This is a genomic window from Acidobacteriota bacterium, assembly GCA_028874215.1.
Taxonomy (GTDB): domain Bacteria; phylum Acidobacteriota; class UBA6911; order RPQK01; family JAJDTT01; genus JAJDTT01.
In genome coordinates this window covers 1-17590 of record JAPPLF010000101.1, presented here as the reverse complement: position 1 = coordinate 17590, position 17590 = coordinate 1, and the positions used below count along the sequence as shown (strand labels likewise).

General features: G+C 65.2%; 10 protein-coding genes and 1 tRNA gene. 1 reads left to right on the top strand and 10 read right to left on the bottom strand.

All coding sequences use genetic code 11. The features are described 5' to 3' along the window. Positions 1-32 precede the first annotated feature (32 nt). A tRNA-Leu gene (locus OXT71_20825) sits at positions 33-121 on the bottom strand. A gap of 145 nt (positions 122-266) precedes the next feature. Between OXT71_20825 and OXT71_20820 the strand changes: the two genes are divergently transcribed. Then, positions 267-1520, top strand: coding sequence for a CinA family nicotinamide mononucleotide deamidase-related protein (locus tag OXT71_20820; protein ID MDE2928835.1), 1254 nt, complete (start codon positions 267-269; stop codon positions 1518-1520). Positions 1521-1551: 31 nt separating this feature from the next. Here the strand turns inward: OXT71_20820 and OXT71_20815 are convergent, their stop codons facing one another. The 9 genes from OXT71_20815 to OXT71_20775 all read right to left on the bottom strand — a co-directional run bounded on the left by OXT71_20815 (position 1552) and on the right by OXT71_20775 (position 16905). Next, a complete protein-coding gene (locus tag OXT71_20815) occupies positions 1552-2802 on the bottom strand; it encodes a sialidase family protein (protein MDE2928834.1) in 1251 nt (416 codons plus the stop codon). Positions 2803-2840: 38 nt separating this feature from the next. Beyond that, positions 2841-6242 (bottom strand): hypothetical protein, encoded by a 3402-nt coding sequence (locus OXT71_20810; protein ID MDE2928833.1) that lies wholly within the window; start codon positions 6240-6242, stop codon positions 2841-2843. Positions 6243-6274: 32 nt separating this feature from the next. Continuing rightward, positions 6275-8302, bottom strand: coding sequence for a BatA and WFA domain-containing protein (locus OXT71_20805; protein ID MDE2928832.1), 2028 nt, complete (start codon positions 8300-8302; stop codon positions 6275-6277). A gap of 91 nt (positions 8303-8393) precedes the next feature. Continuing rightward, complete coding sequence (locus OXT71_20800) at positions 8394-9281, bottom strand: DUF58 domain-containing protein (GenBank protein MDE2928831.1); 888 nt, start codon at positions 9279-9281, stop codon at positions 8394-8396. Positions 9282-9308: 27 nt separating this feature from the next. Continuing rightward, positions 9309-10334 carry a MoxR family ATPase gene (locus tag OXT71_20795; GenBank protein MDE2928830.1) on the bottom strand — a complete coding sequence of 342 codons (1026 nt, stop codon included), beginning with the start codon at positions 10332-10334 and terminating at the stop codon, positions 9309-9311. Positions 10335-10358: 24 nt separating this feature from the next. Next, positions 10359-11099: a DUF4159 domain-containing protein gene (locus OXT71_20790; protein ID MDE2928829.1), complete on the bottom strand. Its 741-nt coding sequence runs from the start codon at positions 11097-11099 to the stop codon at positions 10359-10361. Next, complete coding sequence (locus tag OXT71_20785; GenBank protein MDE2928828.1) at positions 11096-13564, bottom strand: tetratricopeptide repeat protein; 2469 nt, start codon at positions 13562-13564, stop codon at positions 11096-11098. Before OXT71_20785 ends, OXT71_20790 begins: the two co-directional genes overlap by 4 nt. Further along, entirely contained in the window at positions 13561-14493 is a 933-nt protein-coding gene (locus OXT71_20780) for a hypothetical protein (GenBank protein MDE2928827.1), read from the bottom strand. Before OXT71_20780 ends, OXT71_20785 begins: the two co-directional genes overlap by 4 nt. A gap of 120 nt (positions 14494-14613) precedes the next feature. After that, a complete protein-coding gene (locus OXT71_20775; GenBank protein MDE2928826.1) occupies positions 14614-16905 on the bottom strand; it encodes a glutamine amidotransferase in 2292 nt (763 codons plus the stop codon). Between the last annotated feature and the right edge of the window lie 685 nt (positions 16906-17590).

The following is a 17590-nucleotide window of genomic DNA, read 5'->3' as shown; positions in this document are numbered from 1 at the left end:
AAAAGGGAAGTCAACGCCCCCCCCAAAAAAGTTGGTGCCGGAGGGGGGAGTCGAACCCCCACGGGTGTCGCCACCCGCCAGATTTTGAGTCTGGTGCGTCTGCCAATTCCGCCACTCCGGCTCCCTTCGATGGAACTGGCGTTCAAGTCTGGCAGTATAGCAGCCCCTCGTAGGCGTCGCCGCTCCTTGCCGGTTCCGAAATCTGGACAGCGGGAACGGGATGCCCCAAGATTCCCGGCAACAGGATTCTCGAAAAGGAGACCTCAATGCCCAACGCGGAGATCGTCGCCATCGGTTCTGAACTGCTCCTGGGTCAGATCGTCGATACCAACTCGGCCTGGATGGCCGATCGTTTGACCGGGCTGGGCGTCGATCTCTTCTACAAAACCGTAGTGGGGGACAACCCGGGCCGGATGGAGGAGGTGATCGGCCGGGCCCTGGATCGGTCCGACATCGTGATCACCGGCGGAGGACTGGGTCCCACCCGGGACGACCTGACCCGCGAAGTGATCGCCCGGGTAACGGGCCGGACGCTGGTCCGGGACCCGGATCTGCTGCAGGAGCTCCACACCCGGTTCCGCAACCGGGGTTTTGTCCTGACGGCCAACAACGAGCGTCAGGCCGATATTCCGCAGGGGGCCGTGCCGATCCGCAACCCCAACGGCACCGCCCCCGCTTTCCTCGTGGAGGACCCGCGAGGCGTCGTCATCGCTCTTCCGGGAGTGCCTCACGAGCTCAAATGGCTCTTCGACAATGAGGTGATTCCCCGTCTCAGGAGACGCTTTCGCCTGGACCGCATCATCGTCTATCGCATCCTCAAGGTCTCCGCCATGGGGGAGAGCCACGTGGATCACCTGATCGGTCACCTGATCACCGAATCCACCAACCCCACCGTGGGAGTTCTGGCTCATCCCGGCCAGGTGGATGTGAGAATCGCCGCCAAAGCCCGCGACCGGGAAGCGGCCGCGCGGTTGATCGCTCCAGTGGAGGAGGAGGTCCGCGGCCTGTTGGGACACCATGTTTTCGGCGCCGACGAGGAATCCATGGAGGATTCGGTGGGGGAGCTGTTGCGGCGGGCCGATCTGAGGATCGCCGTCTACGAGGACATTACCGGTGGGATGGTGGCGGAGCGGTTGCAACTGGCCGATCCGGATCGCTTTGTCGAAGGGGTCATCGCCGGCGATCCCGATTCCGCCCGTCGGGTCCTGGAGGCGGCGGGATCCGACGCGCCGATGCCGGACCCGAAGCTCCGGACCCGGGAACTGGCGCGGGCCCTCAGGACGGTCTGCCATGCCGACCTGGGATTGGCCGTGCACGGGATTCCGGACCCGGAGGATCGGAGCCGGAACCTGGCGAAAGGCCAATCCTTTTTCTGCGTCACCGACGGGCGGACCATGCAAACCCGCAGTTTCGGGATGGCCGGCCGCGGCCGTCCGGACCGGACCCGCACGAGCCTCTATGCCCTCGACCTGGTCCGGACGTACCTTCTCCGCGGCGACGATGGAGCGGCGGTTTCCTAACCGCCGGATCCCAATTCACGTTGCGAGAGAATCAGCTCTCGAACCACTCCACCGGGATGATGGACAGCTTCTTGTCGCAGAAGAAGAAGGTGGGGTGCCCCTGGTGCCACTCGTAGTAGAGGAGGTAGACGTTCTCGCCATAGATTCGCACCGAGTGGTAGGCCCAGCAGCGTCCCTCCACCTCCTCGATGGTCTTGGCGTACCGGAAGCTGTTCCCCTCGTCCTCGCTGACGGCGAAGGCCAGGGGCCGGCGTTCGGTCCATTTCGCCTCGGCTCCCTTGGGATTGTTGTTGTAGATCATCGCCAGGCGCCCTGAGGGCAGCCGGAACAGGGTCTGGGGCGAGGTGGGAGCGACGATCTCCCGGATCGGCTCCGGGTCGCTCCAGGTCACTCCCGAATCGCTCGAGAAACACTTGTAGGGATGGTTGAGCTTGGTCCGGTTCACCATCAGGATCCGGCCGTCGGTCAGCTCCACCAGTCCCGGTTCCTGAAGCGTGATCTGCCAGTACTCATGGCCGGGGTAGTCCTCGCGGCGCAAGGTGCAGGACTCTCCGCGGGTCCAGGTCTTCCCGCCGTCGTCCGAGTAGTGCGCCAGGGCCGACTGCTTCTCCCAGCCCAGTTCCTTCCCCGGGTCCAGGGCGACGGCCGAGGGGACCAGGATCCGGCCGCTGGAGAGCTGCAGGACCCGGGCGTTGTTGGTCACGTAGTAGTGGTCCCGGTCCGAGAGCCGAACGGGCTTCGAGAAGTTGACGCCGTCCTGGGACACCCGGGTGTGAATGCTGCTGCGGATCTTGCGGTGGAAGGCCGGGTTCTCCGGCTCCGTCTCCTCCTTGCCCATGTAGAACAGTTGGATCTCTTCGGTGCCGGAGAGACGCAGGAGGCTGGCGCTCATGAGGTTCGAGTTGGCGGCGTGCTCCGGTTCGCTCAGGGAGGCCACCGGATGGATCGGTCCCCAGCTCTGGCCCATATCCTCCGAGTATCGGCCCACGATCTGGGATCTGGCATGGTCGCTCGCCCCCGAGAAACGGGACCAGACGGCCAGCAGGCGTCCATCGGAAAGTTGAACCAGGTCCCCTTCCGAGTGGCGCGGGAAGATCTCGTTTGACCGTCCCAGGATGAGTTCCAGACCGGGGGCGCCCGACTGCCGCTCCCGCACCCGGATTCGTTCGGAACCGGATTCCCCCGGTCCTCCGCCCGGGGCGCACGAGAGCAGCGGCGAGAGCGAGGCGAGAGCGGCTCCTCCGCCCAGATTCGCCAGTGCCCGGCGGCGCGATATTCTCATTGGGGACGGGGAAGCGGCCGTTGGAGTGCCCGGGCGCATCAGCGGGCGCCGCGTTCGTTGGAGAGGGTCCGGTAGTACTCCTCGACGCGATCGCGGAACACGGGGGGAACCTCCTCCTCCTGGAACAGCCATACGAGGTTCTCCTCTTCCCGGTCCAGGGCGCGGTTGATCTCCAGTTCCAACTGTTGGAAGCCGTGGACGATCTTGGACTTGAGCCGCGCGATCTCCTCCGGGTCGGAAAAGATCCGCTCCAGAGCCAGTTCCCGCATTTCCCGGGACAGGGCCGCCGCGTCCCTCCCCAGGGAATGCTCCTCCCGGAGCAGGCGGGATATGGACTCGGCGTCCTGAAGCCGTTCCTGCCATTCCCGTCTCAATTGGCGCGGGTCGATGCCGGAGAGGTTGGCGCGGCTGCCGGCCTGCCTGGAGTCCGCCGGTTTGCCCTGGGGCCGTGACCCCGAATCTCCTTCGCCCTGGGATCCCTCCCGGCCGGACAACTCGCCGTCGCCTTCGCCGGAACCCTCTTTTCCCTCGGAACCCTCCATCCCGTCGGCATTGCCCTGAGAAAGGCGGCGGCGCAACGATTCAAGGCCCTCCACCAGCTCGGCGATCTCTTCCCCGGCCTGCTTCAGGCTCTCCTCGGCGCCGGGCGGCCCCTTCCGGCCCAAGGCCTTGGCCGCCTCGTCGATGTTCTCCACCAGCTCCTGCAACCCCTTGGTCACCCCGTCCTCGCGGTCGCGGGCCAGATCGACCCAGCCCCGGGAAAGCAACTCGGAGCCCTCCTGCATCTTTTCGGAAATTCTGTCGTCCCGGATCTTGTTCCCGGCCTGCTTCAGCTCGCGAGACGCCTGAGGCTCCCGCGATGCGGTCCGCTTGGCGGTCTGGTGCAGTTCCCCTTCCACCCGGGAAAGCTCCTGTTGGAGTTCACCCTTCTCACGGAGCAGGCTTCGTATCTGGTTGATGGTTTCCCGGTCCACCTTTCCCTGATTCAGCCGTTTCTCAACCCCATCCATCCCCTCGAGCGTCCCTTCCTGCTGGTGCAGCATGCGGCGGGAGTCCTGGGACAACTGCCGGATTTTCTCCGAGATCTGCTCCTGCCGGGCCTTCTCCAGAGCCTCCTGGGCTTCTTTCATACGCTCGAGCGCGCGCTCGGCGAGCATCTGTTGCCGTTCCCCGGTCTGGCCGCTTCCGCCCTGCCCCAGGTCGCGCGCCGCCTCCCGGAGCCGGTTGCTGACCCGGGACAGCTCCCGCTGTTCTTCCTGACGGGAGAGCCGCTCCAGTTGGCGGGTCAATCGCTCGATCTCCTCCCGGAGCTGTTGGGCGGTGAGCCGGTCGGCGCCGGAGCCGCGGCCGGCCATGCGCCGCGAGCGTTCCACCGCCTGTTCCTGGCGGCGCGCCAGTTCCTTCAGCTTCTCCAGGGCCTCGTCCAACTGCTGTTCCTGGCGGAACTGCTGGTTCTGGCGAATGGTCTCGTACTGGTTCTTGGTGCGGTCCAGTTCCAGGTCCACAAGATCGGCCAATTCCTCCGAAGTGGCGCCGCCGGCTCCCTGGGACTCGCCGAAGGAGACCTGGATCTCCTTGAACAGGGACTCGGCGCTCAGCAACTGGCGGAACGCCTTCTGCTCATGGGGCAGGGCCTGCTCCGGCTCCAGCTCGTTGAGCCGTTCGTGGGCCGGCTCCATGTGGGTCATGGCCTCGCTCAGCCGTTCCCTCATCTTGCCGAAGCGCTCGTCGGACGCGGCCGCCTGGCGGCGTTCCAGACGTTCGGCGATCACCTGGACCTCCTCCCGGAGGCGCTGCTGCACCAGAGCCGCCGTCTGGCTCTGCTCCTTGAACTCCTCCGCCGGCGTCGAGGCCCGATCCTTCTGCAGCTTGAAAGTGGCGATGATGATCTGCTTCTGGCGCTTGGACAGCTCCAGCTCCTGGGAGCCGCCGCCGGGAAGGCCGATCCCGCCGGTCTGGGACTGGTAGTACTCCCGGTCGTACGGCTGGACCTCCAGGAAGAAGATGTCGGTATCCGAATGGGAGACGGCGTCCGAGGCGCGGGCGTGATAGGAGACGAAATCCCCCGGCACCAGGTCGTGCTCCTCCATGAAGAAGGTGTGGCTGACGGTGAATGAACCCGCGCCGGCCACCGGCGTCAGCTCGACGGCCTGTTCCGCGTCGCCGTTGACCGAGTAGCGGAGCGCCAAGGTCCGGATCCCGTGGTCGTCGCCGGCCTGGAGCTCCATGAAGACCTCTTCGATGTTGCTCACCCGCCGGTCCCGTCCGGGCTGCCTGAAGACGATCCGGGGGGGCTGATCCTCCACCGCCAGGATCACGTACTCGTTGGTTCCGGGGTTCCACACCTCCTCCTGATTCTGGAGGTGGATGCGGTAGTAGTCGCTGCGTTCGATCTTGAAGGAACCCCGGTATCCGCCGGAGCCGTCCGCTTCGAGCCCGATGGAGCCGCCCTCCTCCAGCTTCAGGAGCGCTCCCCGGATGGGCTGGTCGCTCTCGATGCGAAAATGCGCGGTGGTGCCCACCAGGGCTTCGATGTCTCCCTCGTCCTTCTGCACGGCCGGTTCCAAACGCGTGTACCGGGGAAAGACCAGGCGGACCTGGAGGGAGTTGACCCGGGGAATCTCCGAGACCTCGAGCGAGAAGGTCTCGGACCGGATCCCGTCGGCCTCCACGAAGTAGTCCATGGGATCGCGGATGTCGAAAAAGAGGAAGACGAACCCTCCCGAGTCCGGATCGGGCCGCATCCGGACCTCCTCCCACGACGGATCTTCCCCGTACCGGACGAGAAGACTGACCCGTTGGCTCTCGAAGCCCGCCAGCACGGCGCGGACCTCCACGTCGGCGTGCTTGGCGACGGTGGCGCTGCCGGGCGTGACCCGAATTGAGTAGAGGGGGAGCGTGCCGTCGGCGGTCCAGCCCAGGAATAGCCGGTCCAGAGTGTAGCGATAGGCTTCGGGCCCTCCGAAGAAGAGGTAGCCGAAGAGGAGCACCGAAACCGCCCCCGTCAACAGCGAGAGGAGGCTGCCCCGGGGATCGTAGAAGCGGGGCTGTGAGACGCGGAACAGCTTCCGCCTCACGTCACTCTCCAGCAGGCGCCTCAGCTCGGGATCGGTCGGCGCCTGTCCCTCCCGGATCTCCACGACGGTGGAGAGCCCTTGCTCCAGTTGCGGATTCCGTTCCTCCAGGAAACGGGCCAGGCGCCCGGGGGAATAGCGGCGGCGCAGAAACGGGGCCAGGAGGCCGCCTGCCAGCAGCAGTATCAGAATCACTCCCCCCAGCAACCGGGCCCAGAAGAGAGCCGGCTCCGAGAAGTTGTGCTGGGCCAGAACGTAGCTGAAGAGGACGGAAGCCAGGATGGTGGCCAGGAGCACGACGGCGAGGCCTCTGAGCAACCGCTCCCCCAGGAGCTTCCGCCTCACCGTTGAGATGATTTCCAGCATGATTGGACTCGGGTCCGCTCCAAGCGGAACCTTCACCGCGGCCGGGTGCGGCCGGCGACCACCGACTCGGCCGCCAGGACCACGACGGCGGTCAGCAGGAACAGCCACCAGAGAGGCTCCCTCGCGTCCGCTTCGGAGGCGTTCCCGGAAACGCCTTCACCGGCGGCCAGGGTTGCAGCCTGGAATCGGTCCAGCAGCATGGCCACGGGAAGAGGCTGGATATCGGACTCGCTCGGATCGGGGTTGACCGCCACCCAGTCCGTCTTCTTGTCCTTTCTTATTTCATAGTGTCCCGGCAACTGCAAATCTATGGCGGCGGGCGCGGGCTGGTCCAGATCCACCACTCTCCGGCCCCGGGGATCCAGCACGTTCCATCGTGCGCCGCTCCCGGACTCGGCCGCCCCCGGTTCCTCCCGCAGCGCCAGCGACTGGTCGACTCGCAGGGCCGCTTCCTGTTGCCGGACCCCGCCCATGTGATGCACGAGGCTCTGCCAGAAGGGCAGGAACGCCGGACGCAACGGAAAATCGGACCAGACCCGGTCCAGGGGATAGGCCAGGACCAGGACTCTTCCGGCGCCGGCCTGTCCCTCCACCAGCGCCGGATCGCCCTCGTCGAAACGTCCGAGCACCCGGGAATCCGCCCTCGGCTCAAGTCTCCAATGTCCGTAGAAGCGAACCGACGCCAGGGCCGTCCGCTGGAGGTCCTGGAAGATGGCGAAGGCGGGATGGCTCCAGTCCACCTGGGTGATGGAGGTGAAGGACCGTCCGCGGCCCCGGACGAACCGGGGTTCGGCCAACCGGGCGGGGAAAAATTCCGAGCGATTGTACGCGCGGCCATCGACCCGCTTGCCCGGAGCCACGATGAGGCCTCCTCCCGCCTCCAGGTAGCGGCTCAGCCGATCGGTGCGGGGAGGCGTCCTCAGGTCGTCCAGAATGACCAGGGAAACCCGCTCCGGGTCCATTTCCGCCGTGTCGCGCGGGTCCGGGAACTCCGCCGCGAAGGGCAGGTTGCGGCCCGCCCCCAGGGCGTTCCTCAGATAGACGGAGCCGGCCCCCCGATCCGAGAGGACCCGAATTCGTCCGGGGGTGGTCCTCTCCACGACGAAATGGAAGACGTTGTCCGCTTCCAGGGCGTCCTCGACGGCCAGCACCAGCCGCCCGCGGAAGATGCCCTCCTTGAGCTCGAAGGGGCGGAGAGTGACAGGCGCCGACCCCTCCTGGTCCATCTCGAAGGACTGGCGGTCCACCATCCGCCCTTCGACGAAGAGTTGAAGCTCGCCGCGGACGGACCCGGGAGGAGACGAGCGAAGCTGAACCCGGACCGGCTGCGGATACTCTTGGGAATACACGAGCCGCTGCAGGTCCGCTTCCTGGATGAAGACGTTGGTGGACGGCTCCCCCACGTCCTCCACCTCCAGGCGCACGCCGCCGTCCAGCGACCACTGGACGTCCCGGGGCATGGCCGTCTGCTGAAGGTCGGTGATCAGGTAGATCTCCCGGCGTCCCGGCACCTCCTCGTCGAACTGTTGGGCGGCGGCCCGCAGTCCCTCCAGGTACGAGGTGCTCTCGAAAGAGGGCTCCGCCCGGCTCTCCAGGATCTGGAGCAATCGCGCGGAGCGGGATTCCCATGCCGAGAGGACGGCCGGCTTGGCGGCGAACAGGATCAGGCAGGCCTGGTCCGTTCCCTGCATCGACCGGATCTTGGCGCGGGCCTTCTCCAGGGCCCGGTCCCAGACTCCGGGCCGGGCCATGCTCATGGAGTTGTCCAACAGCACCACCAGCGACCGGGAGACCTGGCCGCTGACGGCCCCGAACCAGGCCAGATGGGTCACGGGCGAGGCGAAGGCCGCCACTAGCAGGAGCAGGCCCAGGCAGCGCAGGAAGAGGAGCAGGAGGTAGCGGAGCTTGCGGCGCCGGTACTCCTGGATGGGAACCCGGCGCAGGAACATGAGGGAGGGGAAGAGCATGCGGTTTCTCTGGTCGCGGCGAACCAGGTGAAGCAGGATGGGACCGGCCACGGCCAAGGCTCCGAGGAAGAAGAGGGGGGTCAGGAATTGCATGGTTCTACGAGGTCAGAAGCTTCGGTGCCGGTGGGGGGTCGAAAATGAAGAGATGAAGAGGGGGACAGGAAAGTCCCCCCTCCTGCGCCCATCAGTATTTCCTCCGGCGGGCCACCAGGTAGGAGCGGAGCGCCCGGTCCAGCGGCTCCCGGGTGTTCAACAACTGGTAGTCGATGAAGATGTCGCGGCACTCTTTTCTGAGTTCTTGGATGTGGTTTTCCAGCAGGTCCAGATAGGCCTGCCGGGAGTCTCCGGGAACATAGGGAAGGTGCTCGCCCGTCTCCAGGTCCTCCAGGGTTCTCACGGCCTCCAGCGGGAGTTCCAGCTCGACCGGGTCCAGAACGTGGAACAGGACCACGTCGTTCCCCCGGTGGTGCAGGTAGTGGAGCGCCCGGGAAAGGGAGGAGGCGTCCTGGTAGAAGTCGCTGATGATCACCACCATGCTCCGCTTGCGGATGAAGCGGGAGACCTGGCCCAGCGATTCGGTGATCTGGCTTCGTCCGCCCGGCTGGAGCCGCTCCAGGAGGTGGAGAATGGACAGGAAGTGCCGGTATTGGGCGCGCGGCGGCACCGCCTCCAGGACATCCGAATCGAAGACGGCCAACCCGGTGGCGTCGTTCTGGCGGACGGACAGGTAGGCCAGGGAAGCCGCCAGGAAGCGTCCGTAGTCCAGCTTGGACAGGCCGTTGCCGGCGAATGACATGCTTCGGCTGCCGTCCAGGATGATGTGCAGTTGGGTGTTGGTGTCGCCTTCGTACTTCTTGACGTAGAAGCGGTCGGTCCTGCCGTAGACCTTCCAGTCCACGGTCCGGATGTCGTCTCCCGGCGCATACTGCCGGTACTCGGCGAAATCGAGGCTGAACCCGTGGTAGGGCGAACGGTGCATCCCCAGAATGAACCCTTCCACCACGGTTTTGGCCACCAACTGCAGATTGCCGAGTTTGGCCAGCAGGGCCGGGTCGATGAATCTGGCTTGCATTGTTTCCAGGTTGAATTCCCCAGCGGGTCACAGTCCCGAGGCGGGAGGAGGAACCGCCTCCAGAAGGCGCTGGACGATCTGGTCGGGGGTCACGTTCTCCGACTCGGCGTGGAAGTTGATCAGGATCCGGTGGCGGAAGACCGAGAGGGCCAGCTCCCGGACGTCCTCGTAGGAGACATGGTAGCGGCCCTTCATCAGGGCCCGCGCCCTCCCTCCCAGGATCAGGTACTGGGAAGCCCTGAGGCTGGCGCCGTAGCTGACCCAGTCTCGAACGAAGCCGGGCGCCAGTTCGTCCCCGGGACGGGTGCTGCGGACCAGTTGGACCGCGTAGCGGCTGACCGATTCCGAAGCCGGCACCTTGCGCACCAGCCGCTGGAAGCGAAGAATCTCTTCCCCCGTGACCGCCTGCCGAACCTCCTCCCCGCCCTCCCCGGTGGTCTGGAGAACCACCTGGATCTCCTCTTCCTCGTTCAGATAGCCGATGTGGATGTTGAACATGAAGCGGTCCAACTGGGCCTCCGGAAGCGGATAGGTCCCCTCCAGCTCGATGGGATTCTGGGTCGCCAGCACGAAAAACGGCAGGTCCAATTCGTGCGTGATGCCCCGGATCGTGACCCGCCGTTCCTGCATGGCTTCCAAGAGGGCCGCCTGGGTCTTGGGAGGCGTCCGGTTGATCTCGTCGGCCAGGAGGATGTTGGTGAAGACCGGCCCCGGCACGAACTGCAGCACCCGCTTCCCGGTGGCGCGGTCCTCCTCGATGATCTCGGTTCCGGTGATGTCCGAAGGCATGAGATCGGGCGTGAACTGGATGCGGCTGAAGGAGAGGCCCAGGGTCTTGGCGATGCTGCGCACGAGCAGCGTCTTGGCCAGGCCGGGCAGGCCGGTGATGAGGGAATGCCCTCCCACGTAGAGGGAGATGAGCACCTCTTCGATCACCTGGTCCTGTCCCACGATGGCCTTGTGCAGCTCCGTCAGGATGCGGGTCTGCGAGTCGCGCATGGAATCGATCAACTCGGCGGTGGAAACCTCCGTTGTGCGGTCCTGTTCGTGCATGTTCGGTCCTCCGCCGACCCGCGTTCAGTGCGTGAGGGCGTATACGAAATAGTTGATTCCGAATCTGTAGGCCTCGTTCGAAGCGCTGATGGGGACCAGCGAATCGTCGGACCACTCCCAGTAGTCTCCGATGTCGTTGTTGAAATTGGCCACGGCAAGGAGCCGCCCCTCCTCGTCCGACAGGCCGTAGAAGCGGGGCTTTCCCGGGACGTTGTAGGGCGGCACCATGTCCAGGCTGTCGATGTCGTAGAAACAGTGAAACACCGGATGATCCGTCGTCAGCTCCTCGAAGCCGCGCTCCGGATAGACCCGCTGCATGCAGGTCGTAAAATTGTGCCATTCCCTGGCGCCGCGGAAGTCGTCGAAGATGATGAAGCCCCCGCGCAGCAGGTATTCGCGGAGATTGGCGGCCTCCTCGTCCGTGATGTTCCAGTAGCCCGGCTCGCTCACGTAAAGCGCCGGGTAGTTCATGATGCGCGGGTCGTTCAGATCCAGCACCAGGTAGGATTCGGGCGTGGTCTCGATTCCCGTCAGCTCCATGAAGATCTTCAGGAAGTTCTGCTCGGCCCGAGGGTAGTCGTGCATCCAGGGGGGGACCCATCGTCCCCGACCACCGCCCCAACTCGAGACGAATCCGTTGTAGCGGATCCGCACGAACTGAAAGAGGGTGGAGTCGTTGGGCTCCGGGTCCGCGGCGACTTCCGGACCGGTGCTCAGGAGCAGCGGCGCGGCCAGCAGCAGTGCCCACGAAACGTATCGCTTCATCTTCGGACCAGCTCCAGCAGGAACTTCTGGGCGTCCCGGTAACCCGGCGCGATCTCCAGGGCCAGCAGCACCTGGCGGCGGGCCTGAGCGGAGTCGCCGGACAGATCCAGGGCGCGGGCCAACTGGTAGTGCGCGTCCGCCGTGTCCAGCGGCGACAGCTCCAACAGGACCCGGTATTCCGCCGCCGCTTCCGGTCCCCGTCCCAGTTCCAGGTAAAGACTGCCCAGCAACCGGTGAACCTCCGGATTCAGCGTATCGGCAAAAAGGACCTGTTCCAACACCCCGGCCGCCCGCTCGTCCTGATCCGCGTCAGCCAGCAGGCGGGCCAGCTCGAGGCCGTTTTCCGCCAGTTGCGGAGCCGCCCCGTACCACTGTTCCAGGATCCGGATCAGCTTGGAGGTGTCGCCGCTCCTCCGGTGAATCCGGGTCAGAACCCCGTAGGGGCTCTCCGGGGTGGCGAAGTCGGGAAAGGTTCGAATCGCCCGTTCCAGGAAGGGCACGGCCTCGTCGCTCCTGCCGGCCTCGTCAAGCGTCTCGCCCAGGGCCAGGTTCAAAAAGTAATTCTCCTCGTCCTCGCTCGCCGCCTCCAGCAGAGTTTTCAGATATTCGTCCCGGGACTGGCTCCTGGCCCGGTCCCTCAGAACCTCCGGGGGCCGCATGCGTTCGACCAGCGGTTTCAGGGTCCGGTCCAGCTCTTTCTGAAATTCCCGGTCGAAGTCGGCCGGGGAGATCCCCAACGCTTCCTGGAACGACTCCTCCAGGTCGAGCCCCCGCGAAAAGCCCTCCACCAGCGCCCGCACCCTTTCGGTCCCGTGGCGGTCCTCCAGGTACCGGGCCACCAATCCGGCCTGAAGATAGCTGATCTGGAGGTGCTCGCGAGTCCGGGGACTCTCGAATCCCTTGTTCAGGTCCTTCACGGGAGCGATCTCTCCCCGCTCGTAGGCTCTCACCAGGGCCGGGCTCAAGCCATCGCCCCAGCCGGGTCCCGCAAGGCGCTCTTCCATCATGGAGATCCCTTCGGTGAGCCAGCGGGGCACCCGGTCCTGGCTCAGCGAGAGGATGACCACGTGGGCCATCTCGTGCCACAGTGTCGATCCCCAGTGATAGCTTCCCTTGGGACGCGCAGAGGGAGAGTCCATGGCCAGGATGCGGCCGAAAGTGGCTCCGAACGCGCCCAGTCCCGGGAGGCCCAGGGCACGCACGGCGAAGTCTTCGTGGTCGGGATAGAACTCGACCAGGAACTTGTGGTCGACACGGTGCCGGTACTTTTTCTCCAGGAAGGAAATGCTCCGGTCCAGAAGCCTCCGCACATAGGGCCCCAGAGCCCCGGCCTCTTTCCGGTGCAGCCGGAGCCAATACCGGGGCGTCTCCTTGCGGACGAACCGGTCGAAGCTGTCCACCAGGCGCAGCGTGTTGACGGTGGAGACGTTGTAGGGGTCGTTCTCGTAGGCCCGTTCCAGGACCTTCTTGCCCTCCTCCTCCCGGGCCATTCGCAACAGATTGACGCCCAGCGAGGCGAGGGCCGGCCATTCCCTGGGATTTCTTCTCACCGCCTCCCGGTAGTAGCCGATGGCGTCTTCCATGCGGCGCCGGAGGGCGGTGAAATCTCCCATGATCCGGTAGAGGCTCCCGTTGCGGGGGTTGATCTCCAGGAGGTTTTTCAGGCGTTCCTCGTAACGCTCGTTTTGCTCCCGGAAATGAAGCTGGACGCACTCGAGCTCCAGCAGGGGGACGTAGTTGGGGTTTTCGTCCAGTCCCCGCTCAATCCATTCTTCGGCTTCCTTCCAGTCGCCCGCCTCCATGGCCAGCAACCCCTTTAGGACGTGCGCGTCCAGGTTCCCCGGGTTCTCTTTGAGGACGTGTTCCAGCGCCGCGTTCACCCCGCTCATCTGCTGGGCCTTGAGGGACCGGGCCACGCCAAGCCGGGCGTCGTCCGTTTCCCAGCGGGACCACCCGTCCGGCTGAGGAGCCTTGAGGGCATCCCGGAAAATGGACTCGGCCTCGGCTCCGTTGTGCTTCTCCAGATACAGGTTGCCCCAGTCCACGTACACCCAGAGAGGAACCCCGGAGCCCCGAGCCGCCTCCAGGTAGAGTTGGTTGGCCCGCTTCCACTGCTCCATTTGCCGGGCGGCGTAGGCGGCCTCGGCGATTTCCGCGGGGGATTGAAGAGCGCCCGATTGATAGAGGCCGAGCAGGCGTCCGGCGAGGCGCCGCATCCCCGACTCGTCTCCGCCGCGCTCCGCAAGCTCCAGCCTGAGGCGCAGGACATGGGGGTTCCGGTCTCCGCCGGTCGAGAGCCGCTCCCCGGCAGCCTGGTACGACCCCGCCTCCATCAGTTCCAAGACCTCCTTCAGCGGGGCGGGGGACTCCTGCCGGGAACCGGCCGCCGCCAGAAGCCCCGTCAGAAGAAGGGTGCCAAGGAAAAGTGCTGAGGCGCCCCCCGTGGGCGCCCACGGTCTGCTCAAGGCTGGTCCTCCTTTTCGGCGGCGCCTTCCGCCTCCTCGTTGGCCGCCAGCTCCACCATCAACGCTTCCAGCCTCCGGAAATATTCACCTTCCGTGAACTCTCCCTTGCGCAGCTTGAGTTCGTCGATCTGCCGCTGGATCCGGGACCGGGTCTCCGCTCGGCTCCCTTCCTCCGGTCGCTCGGCCGGCGCGCTCGCCGGGTCCAGGTAACAGACGGCGGCCAGCAAACCGGTTCCCTGCCGGACCTCCGCCTGGGAATCGCCGTCCTCCTTGGCCAACTGAAACCGGGCCGAGTCGTCCAGTATGGCGTGCTCGGTCTGGATTCGGCCCGCTTCCTCGAACCAGGCGCTCACCTTTTGCCGGCTGTACAGAAAAGCTTCCAGCAGCGACACGCGATTGTTCTTGTCCCGGTCCGCATCCGGCGATTCCGGGGCCTCGGCGAAGAAACGGGGAAACAGGGGTGGTTGCCGCTCGCGCTCCCGCGTTGCAGCCACCACCACTCGATTGGCGCCTCGCAGCGCCGGAACCAGCGCGCCGGCCGAGCTGGTCCCCGCAACGACGACCGCTCTGGGCCCGTCCAGTCCCTCCAGGAGCTGTCCCAGGTCCTGGTCCGTGAGGTCGGGACCCTTGATATTGAACTTGTACCGCCGCCCGTCGTAGTTGCCGTGTCCGACGAGAATCAGCCACCACTCGCCGTGGGGAGGGAGCTTTTTCACCTCCTCCCTGGCGGTCCGCAGGATCTCATCCCGGGTCCGGACGCTCCCGTCGATTCGCAGCACCCGGGACCGTTCTCCCTGAAACGCCTCCTCCATGCGGTTTGCCCAATCGGCGAAATTGGCCCCGTATTCCGGCATTCCGGCGAGTCCCGTGACGATGAGGCTGATGCGGTCGAAACTCTCTCCCCGGATCGGAGAGGAGCAGAGGATCATTACCCCGAGAAGCGCCGCAAGCCGGGAGGAGATCGAGCGTCGCGGAAGGAACCGGCCCATGCCGCCGGCCGCAACGGTTTTCGGGGACGTCTCCCGTGGAGTTGATCCGGACACCGGCCCTTACATCCCTCCCAGACGCCGCCACATCACCCATTCCGTCAGCAGCAGAGCCGCCAGAAAAAGGAAGTTCGCGGGCATGTCCCACAATTCCAGAGTCTGGGGAACGGACGTCTGGGATTCGACGTAGGAAACCTCCTCCGGGAGATCCCCCACGTCATCCAGACTGTAATAGTGGCCTCCCGTCTCCTGGGCCAGCCAATTCAGAAACTCGACCTTGCGGCTGGCGTCGTGAAACTCCCTGAGGCCGGATTGCGCCAGGAAGTAGGCGTCGCCGGCGCCATAGGAGATCAGATCCGCGCCGCGGACCCCCTCCGCCTCCAATCGGACCTGGTGGAGCCCCTCTTCCACGGGCCGGGTCACCCCTTCATAGATGCCGCCGTCCCGGGGGCTCCAGTCCAAATCGATCCCGGTTTCATTGCCCGACGGAGAGACCAGGGTCGCCGCCAGACGGGCTGATTGGACCGGGTTGAACGTGGGGTCGTAAACTTGAGCCTGAACCTTGACCTCCTCCCCCTGGGAATAGAGTTCCCGTTCCGTTTCCACTTCCACGGGATCCTTGGCCGAGTTCACGAGCCAGCGCAGGACCTGTTGCCAGAAGTTCTGGTGTGACCGGTCCTCATGTTCCTTAAGCATCTGCCAGCGCCAACTGCTGCCGGTGAGAAAGACCATGGCCAAGCCCCGCCCATAGCGCTGAAAGGCCATCAAGGGGACGTCGGTCCCGTCCCGGGAATCCTGGAGGCGGGCCAGGACCGTGGCGCCCGGCTTGAGCTCCCCCACCCGATTCCAGTCCCTGAGGTCGGGCATCTCTTCCCACTGCCGCCGGTTGACCGCATCTCCGGCGCCCAATTGCAGGGCGGGATGCCGGAGCCCCTGGGGAGTCAACCGGACCCGGGCGGACCCCCGCCGGTAGAGGGTGGCGGATGGCGCCCGGTCTCCGTCCGGCAGCATCCAGACCGGCAGGAACTCCTCCACCGGCGTGTTCTGGTATTCCCCCGCGGAGAAAGAGGAACTGCCTCCCAACATGAGGAACCCGCCGCCCCTCTTGTCCACGAACTCCCGGAGCATCTCCATTTGAGGATACGTGAAGAAGGAGGATTCCACGCTCCCCACCACCAGGGCCCGGTACGAGAACAGCTCCTCCCGGGTCGCAGGAAAGCCGGCCGCCAGGGTGCTCTCCTCCTCGATGCCCTGCCGGTAGTACTTGTTGATGGCGGTTCGCAACAGGCTCTCCAACCGCAGGTGACGGTCGCCGGAGACCGCGCTCCGGATGAACTTGTATTCCCAGCGGGGACGCCCTTCCACGTACAGAATGCGGTTCTCCAGGTCCCGGACGTGAAGCACCGCCGACCGTTCGTTGTTCTCCTGAAGGGCCTCATCGTCGAGTGGCCGGATCCTGAAGCGGTAGATTCGAATGCCTCGGCTTCGAGGGGTCATGGGAACTTCCACCAGGGCCGTCTGGGAAAACGGCAGCTTCACTTCCTGTTCCTGAATCAGAGAGTTTCCCTCCCAGACCTCCAGGCGGCTCTCGCGTCCCTGGTAGCCGTTGATCCTGACCGTGACCCGGGCGATGGTCCGGGTCTCGGGAACCAGGATCCGCGGAAGGCTCACCCGGGCCAGCTCCAGGTCGGGCTCCTGGACCCGGGGACCCACGCCCACGGTGTGCACCGGAATTCTTCGCGCCTGAAGATCGGCCAGGATCTCCTTGAAGCCGCCGACGCCGTTGTCCGCACCGTCGCTGAAAAGGACGATTCCACCCAGGGCTTCGTGCCGGGTGCGGGTCAGAACGTCCCGGAGGGCGCCCGCGATGTCGGTGCGGCTCCCGCGCCAGTCCAGCCTTCCGTCCTCCCGCAGCAGGCGGGATTCGGCGTCGAACCCCATGCGGAGCAGCCGAAATCGATCATCCAGACCTTGGCGCAACGGGCTGCCGGCCTCCAGCAGCGTCCGAACCGGCTCGCCCCGCGGCGCCTCTTCGTCGGCAATCCCCATGCTCAATGAGTTGTCGACCAGCAGAGCCAGCACGTTCTCCCGCGGCGCCAGGGTGGAAAGGACCAGGCTGGGCCGCATCAGCAGCACCATGATGCCCAGGAGAAAAGCCGCTCTGGCGGCCGGCAGGATCCACGCTCGCGGGGCGCCCCGGCCCAACCATCCCCGATAGGGCAGCCACGCTGCGAGCAGAACGGCGCAGACCAGGATCGCCAACAACCACCCTTCCAGGCGCCACTGCAGGAGGAACTCTCCCTCCCTGAAGTGGAAGGGCCGGTATTTGAAGAGAAAGGTGAAAATCTGCTCCATGGGGGCCGCGGCCCGCCTCCTCCGGAGGATGCCATCCTGGACGGAATCCGATTGCTCTCGCCCAGTCTACTACGCCGGACATTTTGACCCATACGGGGCGCAATCTCATTTGAGCTGAATCTTTTGTCTGTTTGACGCTCAGATTTTTGAGTTGCCCCGTATTTACCCTACCGGAGGCGAACTATGAGGAATCGGTTGTCAGCGTTAGTTTGGCCGGTTGTCAGCGTTAGTGTGGCAACGAATGGTGGTGGCAGACACCCGCAGGCGTCGGAGGACTTGGGCCGATCAGGACAAAAGAGTGTTCCAGCGCGCAAGCCGGCTGGCGTGCGGCTATCAGACGCGATCTGGCGCGTTACGTGCGACCTACAAGTCTCTGCTGAAAATGATGGAAAAGTGATTGTTCGACGAAGGGCTGGACCTGACGGACAAAAGCCTAGCTGATTATCCCCTGTCCGTTCATATGTTTCGTGAACCGAAGACGATGAATGGTAAGGCCCCGGCCACTATTGCCTCGGTCATTCCCGCAGTGAACTTCCGACCGCGCAAACGGTGTGTGCCGTCCCCGGTTGGAGAGGAGACAAAGGACGTACTCAAGCACATCCACCACGATAGAGCCGGATGCGGTCGAGGGCTAGCCCGACTTTACCGTGTTCGCATCAGCATAGCATTGTCCTAGCGCTTGGGC